Origin of the sequence: Lederbergia citrea (assembly GCF_018343525.1) — a bacterium.
Classification (GTDB): domain Bacteria; phylum Bacillota; class Bacilli; order Bacillales; family Bacillaceae_C; genus Lederbergia; species Lederbergia citrea.
Genome location: NZ_JAGYPH010000001.1, coordinates 893,461 through 908,206 on the forward strand (window position 1 = coordinate 893,461; position 14,746 = coordinate 908,206).

Sequence of the window (14,746 nt, forward strand, 5' to 3'; positions counted from 1 at the left end):
AAGCCACCTTCAAGGTTTAAACATGCTTTTTTTTTTAGTAAACCAATCAATTCATGCGATAAGGCTGAATCAACCATGAATTTGACTTAAATGACCACGAAGTTTGTTTTTATTTTTTGTAGAATAACTATAATATTTAAAATTACTTATCGGAAATTGAGTTAGGAGGGAGTCGTAAGGATGAAAATAATCATGATTTCGCTTGATACACTTCGGGCAAATCGTCTCGGCAGCTATGGATATCAAAAAGCGACAAGTCCTTATTTAGATCAAATTGCCAAAGAAGGCGTATTATTTGAAAACGCTTTTGCTAGTGATATACCAACTGAGGTTGCACATACAAGTATCTTTACAGGTAAAGTCGGTTTGACTACTGGGGTAGTCGCGCACGGTGCGAACTTAAGCTATCTACCAAAGGAAACAACGTTTTTGCCGGAAATTTTAAGGCAAAAAGGTTTTTTAACGGGTGCTGTAGACAATCTATATCATTTAAAAGAATGGTTTGCTCGGGGATATAAATATTATATCAATCCAAAAGGCAATACTCGTTGGATAGACGGCCAGACCATTAATGATCTTGCTAAACCATGGATTAAAGATCATAAAGATGAAGACTTTTTCTTATTTCTACATTATTGGGATCCCCACACTCCATACTTGCCACCAAAAGAATATATACCAGAATTTTATGATGAAAACAAAGATCCATATGATCCAAATAATAAAAGTATGGAAGCTGCCTATAACCACCGCGCCTATCCTTTTTTTAAGTACCACCATTACGACTTACTCGGGTCAGTAACTGATGCTGAATATTTAAATTCACTTTATGATGCTGAAATTCGCTATCTGGATGATCTATTAAAAGATTTGGATCAATATTTGGATAAGCAAGGGATTAAGGAAGAAACGATGTTAATACTGTTCGGTGATCATGGAGAAAGTTTAACAGAACATGAAATTTATTGGGATCATTGTGGATTATATGATCAGACAGTCCATGTTCCGTTAATCATTAGATGGCCTAACAAAATCCCTGAGCAAAAACGAATCTCGGAATTGGTCCAGCACGCGGACATTTTGCCGACCATTTTTGAAGCGCTGGGAATAGATATCCCGAGCGACTTAGATGGGATAAGCTTATTGCCTTTGATACATGGCGAGAAAACTTCACATCATGAACAAATATATTTAAGTGAATGTGCATGGCAAGCAAGCCGCGGAATCAGGACAAAAGATTATAAGTTTATTAGAACGGTTGACTCTGGACCATTTATTCGTCCGCCTCATGAATTATATGATTTAAAAAATGACCCCGAAGAACTATATAATGTAGCGAGCGAATTTCCAGAAATTGCCCGAAATCTAGAATCAAGGCTAGACCACTGGGTGGATTCCAAGTTGAAAGGTAGAGAGGATCCAATGGTGACGGTATTGAGAGAAGAAAGTTTGCCTTTTAAAAGACGGATTAAAAAGGTGCTTGAAGAATTTGGACTTACCTGGGAAGAGTGGAATGAAAATCCCCAGCGTAAGCTTTTAAAGGAAAAAGTAATAAAAGCGACCTAATTTTTTGAGGAGGATGACGACTTTGCAATTAATACAATCACGTAAACAAGAAATTCAATCTCCACATGGTGGGCTATTAATTAATAGAGAACCAGCTAAGAATGAGTGCGAGAAATTATTGAAAGAAGCTATTCAACTCCCTTCGCTTACACTATCAAAATGGAGTTTATCCGATTTAGAATTAATCGGCATTGGCGCATTTAGCCCATTGATTGGTTTTATGGGCCAAAAAGATTATCAAAGTGTGGTTCATGAATTACGTTTGGCAAACGGGACCATCTGGAGTATTCCAATCACTTTATCCGTGTCAAAAGAAGAAGCAGATCAATTTGAAATCGGTGAGGACATTGCCTTAAAAGGAGAAGACGGAAAAATTTACGGAACTCTTTCATTATTAGAGAAATTTGGATTTGACAAAAGCATTGAGGTGAAGCACGTATATGGAACACAAGATAGGAATCACCCCGGAGTAAATAAAGTGTTTGAGAAAGGCGAAGTAAATCTTGCAGGACCAATAACCCTATTAAAGCGGCCAGACCACTCTTCGTTTTCGGAATATTATATGGACCCTCGTGAAACACGAAAGATGTTTCAAGATTTAGGATGGAAGAAAATCGTGGGCTTTCAAACCCGAAATCCCGTTCACCGTGCCCATGAATATATCCAGAAATGTGCTTTAGAAATGGTCGATGGTTTGTTGCTTAATCCGCTAGTGGGGGAAACAAAAGAAGATGATATACCTGCACATATCCGAATGGAAAGTTATCAGGTTCTACTAAAAAAATATTATCCAATGGACCGGGTCCGCCTCGTTATCTATCCAGCCGCAATGAGATATGCGGGACCAAGAGAAGCAATTTTTCATGCGATTGTTCGTAAGAATTATGGATGTACCCACTTTATTGTAGGAAGGGATCACGCAGGGGTTGGGGATTATTATGGCACATATGAGGCCCAAGAGTTAATAAGCAAATATGAAGCTGAATTAGGAATTAGTATTTTAAAATTTGAGCATAGCTTCTTTTGCACTGCATGCGGAAATATGGCTACAGAGAAAACGTGTCCTCATGACTCAAAGGATCATCTCCATTTAAGTGGCACAAAGGTTCGACAAATGTTACAGGCAGGAGAAAGGCCACCTGTCGAATTTTCGCGACCCGAAGTTGTCGATGTGCTAGTGAAAGGAATGAGGCAAAGAGAAAGTTAAGGGTTGATGCCTATGACATACGATATTGGCTATTGACCAAATAGATACAACTTTATCGGCTATTTAGAGAACAGTATACCTTTTAATTTTATGGGAGTAATAATAGATAAATGGTGAAGGAGAGAAGAGCAAATGAATGCTAATCAATTAACATGGCATGATGTTAAGATAACAAAAAAAGACCGTCAACAATTAAATGGTCATAGGAGTGCTGTATTATGGCTTACCGGGCTTTCAGGTTCCGGCAAATCAACATTAGCAGTTGAGGTCGAGAAAAAACTATATGAAAAAGGGTTAAGAACGTATGTATTGGATGGTGATAATATTCGCCATGGATTGAATAATAATTTAGGCTTTTCACCTGAAGACAGAAAAGAGAATATTCGCAGGATTGGAGAAGTGTCCAAACTTTTTGTTGATGCTGGAATAATTACCTTAGCCTCTTTTATTTCACCTTATCGAGATGATCGCCAAATGGTCCGTGAGTGGTTTAATGATAAGGAATTTATTGAGGTGTATGTAAAGTGTGATTTGATTATTTGTGAACAACGTGATCCAAAAGGTTTGTATCAAAGAGCTCGCAAGGGAGAAATTAAAGAATTTACTGGAATTGATGCTCCTTACGAGGTACCTGAAAAAGCTGAAATTATTATTGAAACTGGTAAGTTAACAATCGAGGAATCTGTTCAAGAGATATTGCAATATTTAAAGACCCACAAATATATTTATTAATAGTATTTAACTATTTGAATTTTAATATAAATTAAAAACATTCTAAATACCCATTGCTTATAGCACATAAATAGATTATGATACTTTAATCCAATTATTCAAACGCAAACAAATCATAGGAAAGGGGTTGAAACAAAAGTAAAAATAAATTAAAGTACATATTCCACGCTTGTAAAAGGATAGACTAAAAAATCAGTGGAGATATGTCGGAATATTACAAAGATATTCAGGTTTACAAAATGACAGCAAAGAAATAAAACTTTGTTCGTTCGTACCTGCTCCCAAGTATTAAGAAGGAGGTAATGTTCAATGAAATTGCATAGTAGTCAATTTATGAATGAAAAGACATTTCCTTTTTGGATCAATCGAGTTGTTCATGACGAACATAACCTACCACCTATGCATTGCCACGATTTTATTGAATTAATCTATGTCGTTGATGGAGAAGCCCAGCATGTTTTCGAAAATGAAGCTTATTCCATTTCTACGAATCATATTTTTATTATCAATCCTGGAGAATTTCATACCTTTCATATTGAACCAGGGAAAAAAATAGAACTTATTAATTGTTTGTTCCTGCCCAGTATTTTACATGATACATGGTTAAAGGAATTGGGAGTTTCCCAATCAATGGATTTTTATTATATCCATCCATTCTTAGATATGAGCGACCGCTTTCACCATAGCTTAAATTTGCAAGGAGATTATTCGTTTCATGTTCAATCATTATTAGAATATATGATAAAAGAATTTGAGAGCGCTCTCATAGGGTTTTCTTCACTAATCAAGCTGAAACTAGCCGAATTACTGATCGTGCTCTCAAGGATTTATAACGAAAAAGAAACGCTGATGAAAAACATATCTAGCCAGTACGATGAAAGAAAATTACTGGTTAGACGGATTTGTGGATACTTAGAGAGACATTATGATCAAAAGATCTCAACTCAAACCCTTTGTGAACTTTTCAATATTAGTACCAGGCATTTAAACAGGCTGTTTAAACAAGATACAGGACTAACTGTCATAGAAATGATTCATAAAATTAGAATTGAAAAAGCCAAACAATTATTAATCAAATCAAATGAAAAGGTGATTGACGTCGCCATAAAAGTAGGCTATGACGATCCCGCATTTTTCAGCCGGCTTTTTAAGAGAAAGATTGGCTGCTCTCCTGGAAGATATAAAATAGAAATTCTATAAATAAAAACCTTATGGGATTATTCAAGAAATGTTTTCTTAACCTCACATACTGTCGGTCTATACGGCTTTTTTTTTGATGTTTTTTAGAGGAAACTCTTAATCTTGATCTAGGAAACCCGGTTAAGACCATGTAATTTTTAAACTTTCCATCCCCTAAAAATCTACTTCACAAAGGAGTTTCTCCACCATCATTGAGAATCTTATTTCCTTAGAACAAGCGATTGAATTATGACCAACATCTAATCCCATGGCGCAATACGCCACGAATATGGCGGTATGAGCAATGTATTATGATTTCTATTTTGATAAGATTGAAAAAAGCGAGTGTGGTAAACGGTTACAACGATAAAAGAAATGAGGTATGTAGAATGATTGGGAAGAAAACATGGATTATTCCGGATGGATTTTTGCAGCCAAAGAGTTTAGGAGAGCAGATTAGCCACGAGGCCGTGTGTGTACTAAATTTATCTAATGAAAATGCAGTAGTCAAGCTTACTTTCTATTTTGAAGACCAGGAGCCAATGGATCAATTCCAAGCGGAGTGTGGATCAAATCGTACGCATCATATTCGACTTGATAAAATAGCAGATCTTCAAGGGAATTTAGTTCCAAGGGGCATTCCGTATGCAATAAAGGTAGATTGCAATGTTCCTATTATCGTCCAGCATAGTAGGCTTGATACATCGCAGGAGGCACTGGCTTTGTTTACCACAATGGGTTATCCCATTGAACAATAAAAAGAATAAAAATTTGGAGGAATGGACATGGCATTAAAGGTGGGTATTGTCGGAGTTGGAAATATTGGAAGTATTCATGCGTCTGTGTACAAGGAGAACCCGATCACAGAAATTGTCGCTGTTTGTGACATCATAAAAGAAAAGGCTGATGCTGCTGCTGAAAAGTTTGGAGGAACTGCCTTTTATAGTGTGGAGGATATGATTAATAGCGGCATCCAGTTAGATCTTGTCAGTGTAGCCACAAAAGGAGAAGAAAATGGAGGTGAGCATTTCAAACCAACGATGCAATTGTTAGAAGCGGGAATACCAGTCTTAGGAGAAAAGCCAATTTCTAACGATATTGAAGAAGGCAAGCAAATGGTTGAGCTCGCAAATAAGTTGAAGGTACCTTATGCCATTAACTTAAATCATCGTTTTACTCCGGCAGCGGAACGGGCAAAAGACTGGGTTACCAGTGGTCGTCTTGGCGAATTGCATATGATCAATATGAGAATGTGGATTAATAATCCGGTAGAATCATCCCCTTGGTTTCATTTGCGCGCTCTGCATCCTCATTCCTTTGATGTTATTCGCTATTTCTGTGGAGATGTTAAAAGAGTAGCGGCATTTATGATGAAGGGGGAGAATCGGAAAATTTGGTCAAACACACAAGTGCTGTTGGAATTTGAAAGCGGTGCCATCGGCAATTTGGTAGGAAGCTATGATGCGGGACCTAGCTATGGTTTGGAGCTTTGCGAAGTGGTCGGTTCAAAAGGGCGTTTTGTTCTTGAGGATGCTTGTGAACAGTTAACTTATTACCCGCGTCAAGGTATAGAGACTGAAACCCACAGTCATCTTGGAGGGATGCGTTCGTTTCAAGAAACGTTTAAAAGTAGAATCAATTCTTTTGTGGATCAACTTGTTGCTGGTGTTTCTTATGATGAAGTGAATGGCTCTGGTGATGATGCACTGAAAGCTCAATTTATTATTGAAGCAGCCATTAAATCTTGGGAAACTGGAACGATTGTAGATGTAAAAGAGATTAAAGAATTATCAAATGCAGGAGGGGTAAGATGATTAAACTAGGTGTCAATTCAGTATTATTCCGTGATTTTGATTTTGCAACAGCCGTGAAGCATATTGCTTTAAGTGGTTATGATGGTGTGGAAATATCTGCGATCAAAGGGATGTGTGAGCACTTAGATCTTGATCGTTGGAAAGATCAAGCATCTGAAATTAAATCAATTGTAAACAATTACGGATTAGAAATACTTTCAATGGAAGTTGCTTCATTAGATGAGAATAGATTAATGAAGGCTTTTGAAGCGGGAGCAGAAATAGGTATTCCGGTTATTAATGTAGGACCTGGCGGAAAATCAGGTGTGGAAGAGGATTTAAATCGATCGATTGAAAAACTTACATTATTATCCGAAAAGGCTGAAGCATTTGATGTGACATTATGCGCCAAGGCTCACATTGGCAATGCCATTGATAATACTCCAACAACGCTTAGGGCGATAAAGGAAATTACCTCACCTGCATTTGGAATTGATATGGACCCTAGCCATATTTATCGAGGAAATGAAAATCCTGAAGAAGCACTAGCCCAAGTATTATCAAGTGTAAAACATATTCATATACGTGACTGTAAGGGGCGCAGTGCAGGACCAGGAGACATTAAAAATCAGGCTTGTGGTAGAGGAGATATTGATTTATTGGCCTATTGTAAAGTAATGGTAGACGGAAATTATTCCGGTCCTGTTTGTCTAGAGGTGATCGGTGCAAATCAACATTCACTTGCGGAAGTATCGATAATAGCTGCAGAGAGCTATGGATATCTTAATTCTTGTTTAAAAAGCCTTGGAGCTAGAGTAGCAATATCATAGAGAGGAGTAATCTAGTTATGAAAAAGAAGCCAAATATACTTTTTTTAGGGATTGATAGTTTAAGAAGAGATCATATGAGCGGCTATGGGTATGAACGATTAACAACTCCTCATATCGATAAGCTTGCTGAAGATGGTGTCTTGTTTGAGAATCATTTTAGTCCAAGTATACCGACAACACCTGGCTATGCCTCGATGATGACTGGAATGGATTGTTTTGGTACAGACGTTGTTGCATTAAGGCATAAAGGTCCGCTTGGAGACCACGTGAAAACGCTTGCGGAGGTATTTGATGAGAATGGCTATAATACGACATGTATCGGCTTTCCAGGAAATCCATCATCACGCGGATTTCAAAAATATATCGATTACGAAGGATGGAATCCAGATGAAACAGGCAGAAGTCCAAAAGCGGATAATTTAAATGAAAGAGCCATTCCAGAATTAAAGAGATTGGCAGAAGAAGACAAACCGTTCTTCTTATTTTTAAGGCATATGGATCCGCATTCTCCCTATTTGCCTCCAAAGCCGTTTGAACGGATTTTCTATGATGGAAATGAGACCGATCCAAATAACGATTCTTTAAAAGCGATGTTTGAATTTAAACCATTTGCTGATTATATCAGTTCATGGATTCCAGAAGGATGTACAGATTCCAACTATATTGATGCACAATATGATGGCGCAATTGCCTATATGGATGCGTGTATCCAAAATATTTTTACAACCGTAGAATCTCTCGGTATTCAAGATGAAACTTTAATAATTGTGACATCCGATCATGGCGAGACGCTCAATGAACATGAATGTTATTATGATCATCACGGATTATATGAATGTACACTAGCCGTACCGTTAATCCTAAAATATCCTGGAAAACTGCCGCAAGGGAAAAGAATTTCTGATATTACACAAATAAAGGATATCATGCCAACGCTTTTAAGTCTTATTGGCATTGAGACTGATATTAAGTTTGATGGACGTAACCTTCTTAGCTTAGTGAATGATGAAGATTTTGTGCAGGAATCTGAACTATATCTTACAGAATGTACATGGATGAGAAAGCACGGATGGCGTACGCCTGAATGGAAACTGATTCGCGCACTTGAACCGGATTTACATTTTAAAGAGGAAATAGAACTCTATAATTTAATTGCAGATCCTTTAGAATTAAATAATGTTGCAACAAAAGAACCAGAAATCGTAGAGTTGCTCACTGCAAGGATGGAAAGTTACATTGCCAAGCGTGAACAAGAAACCGGACGGGTTAACCCCATTTATACGAACCTTGATTGGCATGGCAAAGGTACGGGTCCATTCAAAACTTCTCAAGAAGCATATGACTCTATGTATATTGGATCTATTGTCAATGCACAACGTCTACAAGCGAAAGAAAAGACAATTGAGAAAAGTGTAAAGTAGCCTTTTTTATTCGGGGGAGGGAAAACTAATCCCCCGATTATTTTTATCTGAAAGGATGATGGAGTTGATTAAAGTAGCAGTTGTCGGTGTGAATCATATCGGGAAAATCCATTGCCGGTTTTATCAACAAAGTGAGCATGTGCAGCTAGTTGCTATTTGTGATCTTAATCAAGAGTTAGCCAACACAGTTGCTTCTGAATTTGGGGTAAAGTCATACACTGACGTAAAATTGATGCTCGAACAAGAAGATATCGATATGGTTAGCGTTGCTACTGGTGGAATAGAAAATGGATCACATCATTATGAGCCAACAATGATCGCCATGGAAGCAGGAAAAGATGTGTTGGTAGAAAAGCCAATTTCTAATAGTATTCAAGAAGCAAGAGAAATAGTTGATTTCGCTAACGAAAAAGGTGTTAGATTAGCATGTAATTTAAATCATCGCTATGTCCCTGCAGCATCAAAAGCGAAAGATTGGATCCAACAAGGAAAGCTAGGAAAACTTCTTTTCGTCAATATGAAACTAACAATTGGAAATCCAAATGAGACAAGTGAATGGATACATATGCGGGCATTGCATCCTCACTCAATCGATGTAATTCGTTATTTTGCCGGAGATATTTCAAGGGTACAGGCGTTTATGACAAAAGCACCTGGAAGAACCGTTTGGTCTACGGCCTCTATTAATTTGGAATTTACCTCTGGTGCGGTTGGTCATTTAACCGGAAGCTACGATATGGATAACAGACATCCAATTGAATATTGTGAAGTAGCTGGAGAAAAAGGCAGGTTTGTGATTGACAACGTTTACGAGAACCTAACACTTTACCCCCATAAAAGCAGTGAACTCACTGTAGTACGAAATTCCATTTTGACTGGAGCAGGTGGGTTTAATGACACCTTTCATAACAGACTCAATTCTTTCATTTCACAAATTCGCGAAGGGGTACCCCCAAACCAAATAGATGGGTCCGGTGCTGATGCACTAGCAGCCCAAGAAGTGATTGAAGCCGCAATTCAATCACAAAAGAACAATGGAGCTGTCATAGAAGTACCTTTTACTTCACGTTCAGTTAATGCTTAACAAACAAATTTGAAAAAAGAAAATAAAGTTATTCAAAAATAAACAAAAGTAATATACAATAAAAACAAAGACAAAGAGATAACGGAGGAGAGATAAATGGTAAAATGTTTATGGAATCAAGAAATAGCATCGCAATTACCACTTGGAGTGGAAGAATTAGTATATCGCTCAAACTTACTGGGAACAGATCGTTCTGTTTGTAACTGGGGCGGCGGCAATACGTCGATGAAAACCGTTGAAACAGACTTTCGCGGCCGTGATGTTGAAGTTATGTGGGTGAAAGGAAGCGGTTCTGATCTTGCAACGATGAAAGCTGCAAATTTCACTGGTTTAAGAATGAAAGATATTCGCCCTTTAATAGAGAAGGATGAAATGAATGATGAGGATATGGTTGCTTATTTGTCACACTGCATGATTGATAGCAATCATCCCCGGGCATCCATTGAAACATTGCTTCATGCATTTTTGCCGTTTAAACATGTCGATCATACACATCCCGATGCAATTATTAGTCTTTGCTGTGCAGACAATGGAAAAGAGATAGCTGAGGACATTTATGGAAACCGATTTGTCTGGGTGCCTTATGTACGGCCAGGTTTTACACTTTCTAAAATGATTGCTGAAGGTGTAAAAAATAACCCCGACGCTGAACTTGTTTTAATGGAAAAGCACGGTCTCGTTACTTGGGGTGAAACCTCGCAAGAAGCATATGAAAAAACGATTGCCATTATTAATGAAACGGAAATATATATACAGGAGCGAATTCAAGAAGATAAAATATTCGGTGGACAAAAATATTCATCCCTTACCGATAAAGACCGTCGAAGCATATTGGCCCGTGTGATGCCCGTCGTTCGCGGAGCGGTCAGTGATCATAAGAAAATGATACTTTCTTATGATGACTCTAATGACGTTTTGCAATTTGTAAACAGTGAAAAAGCAATGAAATTGTCTCAAGTAGGTGCAGCCTGTCCGGATCATCTTGTACATACGAAGCGAATGCCCCTTTATATTGATTGGGATCCACAAAACGGAGATATAGATAGCCTAATTGAAAAAATAATAGAAGGTGTTAAGGATTTTAAAGAAGAATATAAAGCTTACTTTGACCGCAATAAACATTCAGGCGACCAAATGTTCGAAGCTGCCCCGCGGGTCATTTTAATTCCGGGACTTGGCATGATTAACTCAGGGAAAAGCTTGGCAATGGCAAATGTAAGCGGTGCCCTTTATCATCGGGCCATTGCGGTGATGAAAGGATCCACTTCACTTGGTGACTTTGTTTCATTAACTGAAAATGAATCATATAACGTGGAGTACTGGCCACTGGAACTATATAAATTAACACTTGCTCCACCAGAAGTAGAGTTTTCTAGAAAAATAGTCTTTATTACAGGCGGTGCAGGCGGCATTGGCAGTGAAACGGCACGCCGACTAGTATCTGAGGGTGCTCATGTTGTTCTAGCAGACTTGAACCTTGAAGGTGCTGAAAAAGTAGCAGCTCATATAAATAATACATTTGGCGCGGGACGGGCAATTGCAGTGAAAATGGAAGTTACAAGCGAAGCTCAAGTAAAAGCAGCTTTTAACCATTCAACACTGACATATGGTGGCGTAGATATTATCGTTAATAACGCGGGCCTTGCGACTTCAAGCCCGTTTGATGAAACGACCTTGGAAGAATGGAATTTAAATATGAATGTGCTTGGAACTGGATACTTTCTTGTCGCTCGTGAAGCATTCAGCCTCATGAAAAAACAAGGAATCGGCGGAAATATGGTATTCGTTGGCTCGAAGAATTCATTATACGCCGGCAAGAATGTAACGGCTTACAGTTCAGCGAAAGCACTTGAAACCCATCTGGCCCGCTGTATTGCTGCAGAAGGAGGAGAATTTGGAATAAGGGTCAACTCAGTTCTTCCTGATGCGGTATTACAAGGATCGGCGATTTGGGGATCAAAATGGCGTGAAGAACGTGCAGAGGCGTATGGGATTGAACCTGATCAATTAGAGGATCATTACCGCAAGCGAACATCATTGCTTGTTAATATTTATCCAAAAGACATTGCAGAGTCCATTGCATTTTTCGCCTCATCTAAAGCAGAGAAAACCACAGGTGCCATGATTACAGTAGACGGCGGTGTACCAGCTGCATTTACAAGATAAAGAAATGATGTGTACTCGGTCCTATAAAGGAGGTATGAATAAGTGATCCATATCGCAGTGGATATCGGGGCATCTAGCGGAAGATTAGTTGCAGGGGAAATAAAAAATGGGAAATTGACAATCAAAGACATTCACAGATTTTCGAATGGCTTTGAAAAGAAAGACGGCACTTATTACTGGGATATCGATTATATAATGAACGAAATTTTACAAGGCCTATCTGTAGCAAAGTCACTTGGTTTTGAGGAGTGTACAGTTGGAATTGATACTTGGGCAGTAGATTATGTATTACTTGATCAAAATGGAGATCGTTTGCAAGATGTTGTTACTTATCGAGATCACCGTACGGACAAAACAATCGAAAAACTGACGAATTTAATGTCTAAGGAAGAAATATATCGTAAAACCGGCATTCAATTTTTACCCTTTAATACGATTTATCAGCTTTTTGAAGAAGATCAGGAATTACTACAAAACACAGATAAGATACTGATGATCCCTGATTATCTCGGCTACCGTTTAACCGGAAATGCTGTGACTGAAGTAACGAATGCATCAACGACACAATTGCTAAATATTGACAGTCGGGCATTTGATGAAGAGCTATTAGAACTAATTTCGGTGAAAAAGGAGCAGTTTGCAGCACTGATAGAACCCGGAACGGAGCTAGGATTATTAAAACATAAATGGTTTCCTGAATATGATTTGCCAGAATGCAAAATCATTACGGTAGCTTCACATGATACGGCATCGGCAATTGTAGGCACTCCAGGAGATGGAGAGAACTGGGCGTATTTAAGCAGTGGGACTTGGTCGCTCATAGGAATCGAAAACCATAAGCCGTTCATCGATTCTTATGCACTTGCGGATAATTACACAAATGAATGGGGCGCATTCGGCACTTTTCGTTTTTTGAAAAATATCATGGGGCTGTGGATTTTGCAAGAAGTCCGTAGGAAACTGAACGGGGATTTCAGTTTCGAACAGCTTGTAGAAGAAGCAAAGCAGGTCCAGCCGTTTCAACAGTTCATTAACTTTAATGATCATCGTTTCTTAAATCCAGTTAATATGATTGAGGAAATTCAAGAATATTGTCGGGAAACGAATCAATCCGTACCAGAATCAGCTGGTGAACTCGCTTCAGCCGTCTTTAATAATTTAGCCATAATTTATGCCATTGCACTTGAAGATTTAGAAAGAATGACGAGCAAACAAATTAATCGAGTGCATATTGTGGGTGGCGGCGCGAATAATGAGTTTTTAAACCAGCTGACAGCTAATTTAAGTGGAAAAACGGTTTATGCAGGTCCATCGGAAGCCACAGCCATCGGCAATTTAATCGTCCAACTCATAGCAAATAAGGAACTTGAACATATAGAGTCAGGAAGACAGCTTATTAAAGATTCCTTTAAAATTAAAAGCTTCAATCCTTATCCTGATAGTAAAGAAGATATAATCCGGCAGTTTAAAAGAATGTTATATTCACAAAATAGAGAGGAGATCAGTTAAATGTCACTCAAAGAGAGCTATGAAATAGCAAAAACTGCGTATGAAAAATGGGGAGTTAATGTAGATGATGCCTTAGAAATTTTAAAGAAGGTTCCGATTTCCATCCATTGTTGGCAAGGAGATGATATTTCTGGGTTTGAGATAGATCAACATGAATTATCTGGCGGGATTGATGTTACAGGGAATTATCCTGGAAAAGCAACAACTCCCGAGGAACTGCGATCGGACCTTGAAAAGGCCCTTTCACTTATTCCAGGAAAGCATCGTGTGAACCTTCACGCTATCTATGCGGAAACAAATGGAGAAAAAGTAGAAAGAGATAAATTGGAACCAAAACATTTTGAAAATTGGGTAAAGTGGGCGAAAGAAAATAAGCTTGGACTTGACTTCAATCCAACGTTATTTTCCCATGAAAAAGCAGCGGACGGTTTAACTTTATCGCATCCAGATGAAGAAATTCGTGAATTTTGGATTAATCATTGTATTGCCAGTAGGAAGATTGGTGAGTATTTCGGCCGTGAATTAGGGACTCCTTGTTTAACGAATATCTGGATTCCGGATGGATATAAAGATGTTCCAAGTGACCGACTGACACCAAGAAAAAGGTTGAAAGAATCGCTAGATCAAATTTTTGCTGCTGATGTGAATGAATCACACAATATAGATGCAATTGAAAGTAAATTATTTGGGATTGGTTCAGAATCATACGTTGTTGGGTCTCATGAGTTTTATCTCGGCTATGCTTTGAGAAATAATAAACTATGTCTACTTGATACGGGACATTTCCATCCGACTGAAACGGTATCCAATAAAATCTCCGCCATGCTACTATATAGTGATAAACTAGCGTTGCATGTATCGCGCCCAGTACGTTGGGATAGTGATCATGTGGTTACTTTGGATGATGAACTTCGTGAACTTGCCCTAGAAATTGTCAGAAATGACGCACTTGATCAAGTAATGATTGGCCTAGACTTTTTCGATGCAAGTATTAATCGTGTTGCTGCCTGGACGATTGGAACACGTAATATGATCAAAGCCTTGCTCTATGCCATGCTTACTCCAAATGATTATTTAAAGCAACTACAGGAAGATGGCAATTTTACAGAACGTTTGGCGTTAATAGAAGAATTTAAAACATATCCATTCGGTGCTGTATGGGATTATTATTGCGATAAAATGGGAGTACCAGTGAAGGAAACATGGCTTGATGCAATTAAAAGCTATGAAGAAGACGTTATGTTAAATCGATAAAAGCA

The 14,746-nt window shown here is 38.3% G+C and carries 12 protein-coding genes; all 12 read left to right on the forward strand.

The features are described 5' to 3' along the window. Positions 1 to 180 precede the first annotated feature (180 nt). The 12 genes from KHA88_RS04590 (at position 181) to rhaA (ending at position 14,741) form a co-directional block, all read left to right on the forward strand. The gene (locus tag KHA88_RS04590) at positions 181 to 1,566 is read left to right on the forward strand and encodes a sulfatase family protein (protein WP_213096943.1); all 1,386 of its coding nucleotides are present in this window, start codon (positions 181 to 183) and stop codon (positions 1,564 to 1,566) included. 13 nt (positions 1,567 to 1,579) lie between these two features. After that, the gene (sat, locus tag KHA88_RS04595; protein ID WP_213096942.1) at positions 1,580 to 2,773 is read left to right on the forward strand and encodes a sulfate adenylyltransferase; all 1,194 of its coding nucleotides are present in this window, start codon (positions 1,580 to 1,582) and stop codon (positions 2,771 to 2,773) included. A gap of 132 nt (positions 2,774 to 2,905) precedes the next feature. Continuing rightward, a complete protein-coding gene (gene cysC / locus KHA88_RS04600) occupies positions 2,906 to 3,505 on the forward strand; it encodes an adenylyl-sulfate kinase (protein WP_213096941.1) in 600 nt (199 codons plus the stop codon). Between the two features lie 309 nt (positions 3,506 to 3,814). Next, positions 3,815 to 4,705: an AraC family transcriptional regulator gene (locus KHA88_RS04605; RefSeq protein ID WP_213121444.1), complete on the forward strand. Its 891-nt coding sequence runs from the start codon at positions 3,815 to 3,817 to the stop codon at positions 4,703 to 4,705. 368 nt (positions 4,706 to 5,073) lie between these two features. Beyond that, positions 5,074 to 5,442 (forward strand): sensory rhodopsin transducer, encoded by a 369-nt coding sequence (locus tag KHA88_RS04610; RefSeq protein ID WP_213096939.1) that lies wholly within the window; start codon positions 5,074 to 5,076, stop codon positions 5,440 to 5,442. A gap of 27 nt (positions 5,443 to 5,469) precedes the next feature. After that, positions 5,470 to 6,498 carry a Gfo/Idh/MocA family protein gene (locus tag KHA88_RS04615; RefSeq protein ID WP_213096938.1) on the forward strand — a complete coding sequence of 343 codons (1,029 nt, stop codon included), beginning with the start codon at positions 5,470 to 5,472 and terminating at the stop codon, positions 6,496 to 6,498. Next, positions 6,495 to 7,307 carry a sugar phosphate isomerase/epimerase family protein gene (locus KHA88_RS04620; RefSeq protein WP_213096937.1) on the forward strand — a complete coding sequence of 271 codons (813 nt, stop codon included), beginning with the start codon at positions 6,495 to 6,497 and terminating at the stop codon, positions 7,305 to 7,307. Before KHA88_RS04615 ends, KHA88_RS04620 begins: the two co-directional genes overlap by 4 nt. Positions 7,308 to 7,324: 17 nt before the next feature. Next, positions 7,325 to 8,728 (forward strand): sulfatase family protein, encoded by a 1,404-nt coding sequence (locus KHA88_RS04625; protein WP_213096936.1) that lies wholly within the window; start codon positions 7,325 to 7,327, stop codon positions 8,726 to 8,728. 64 nt (positions 8,729 to 8,792) lie between these two features. Next, positions 8,793 to 9,812, forward strand: a complete 1,020-nt coding sequence (locus KHA88_RS04630) for a Gfo/Idh/MocA family protein (protein WP_213121445.1) — start codon at positions 8,793 to 8,795, stop codon at positions 9,810 to 9,812. A gap of 96 nt (positions 9,813 to 9,908) precedes the next feature. Continuing rightward, positions 9,909 to 11,978 (forward strand): bifunctional aldolase/short-chain dehydrogenase, encoded by a 2,070-nt coding sequence (locus tag KHA88_RS04635; protein WP_213096934.1) that lies wholly within the window; start codon positions 9,909 to 9,911, stop codon positions 11,976 to 11,978. A gap of 42 nt (positions 11,979 to 12,020) precedes the next feature. Beyond that, positions 12,021 to 13,487 carry a rhamnulokinase gene (gene rhaB, locus KHA88_RS04640; protein ID WP_213096933.1) on the forward strand — a complete coding sequence of 489 codons (1,467 nt, stop codon included), beginning with the start codon at positions 12,021 to 12,023 and terminating at the stop codon, positions 13,485 to 13,487. Continuing rightward, entirely contained in the window at positions 13,488 to 14,741 is a 1,254-nt protein-coding gene (rhaA, locus tag KHA88_RS04645) for an L-rhamnose isomerase (RefSeq protein ID WP_213096932.1), read from the forward strand. Positions 14,742 to 14,746 lie beyond the last annotated feature (5 nt).

What these genes read in the sequence shown, in the direction of transcription:
- KHA88_RS04590 (WP_213096943.1), top strand. Translation starts at nt 181, where the DNA reads ATGAAAATAATCATGATTTCGCTTGATACACTTCGGGCAAATCGTCTC.
- sat (WP_213096942.1), top strand. Translation starts at nt 1,580, where the DNA reads ATGACGACTTTGCAATTAATACAATCACGTAAACAAGAAATTCAATCT.
- cysC (WP_213096941.1), top strand. Translation starts at nt 2,906, where the DNA reads ATGAATGCTAATCAATTAACATGGCATGATGTTAAGATAACAAAAAAA.
- KHA88_RS04605 (WP_213121444.1), top strand. Translation starts at nt 3,815, where the DNA reads ATGAAATTGCATAGTAGTCAATTTATGAATGAAAAGACATTTCCTTTT.
- KHA88_RS04610 (WP_213096939.1), top strand. Translation starts at nt 5,074, where the DNA reads ATGATTGGGAAGAAAACATGGATTATTCCGGATGGATTTTTGCAGCCA.
- KHA88_RS04615 (WP_213096938.1), top strand. Translation starts at nt 5,470, where the DNA reads ATGGCATTAAAGGTGGGTATTGTCGGAGTTGGAAATATTGGAAGTATT.
- KHA88_RS04620 (WP_213096937.1), top strand. Translation starts at nt 6,495, where the DNA reads ATGATTAAACTAGGTGTCAATTCAGTATTATTCCGTGATTTTGATTTT.
- KHA88_RS04625 (WP_213096936.1), top strand. Translation starts at nt 7,325, where the DNA reads ATGAAAAAGAAGCCAAATATACTTTTTTTAGGGATTGATAGTTTAAGA.
- KHA88_RS04635 (WP_213096934.1), top strand. Translation starts at nt 9,909, where the DNA reads ATGGTAAAATGTTTATGGAATCAAGAAATAGCATCGCAATTACCACTT.
- rhaA (WP_213096932.1), top strand. Translation starts at nt 13,488, where the DNA reads ATGTCACTCAAAGAGAGCTATGAAATAGCAAAAACTGCGTATGAAAAA.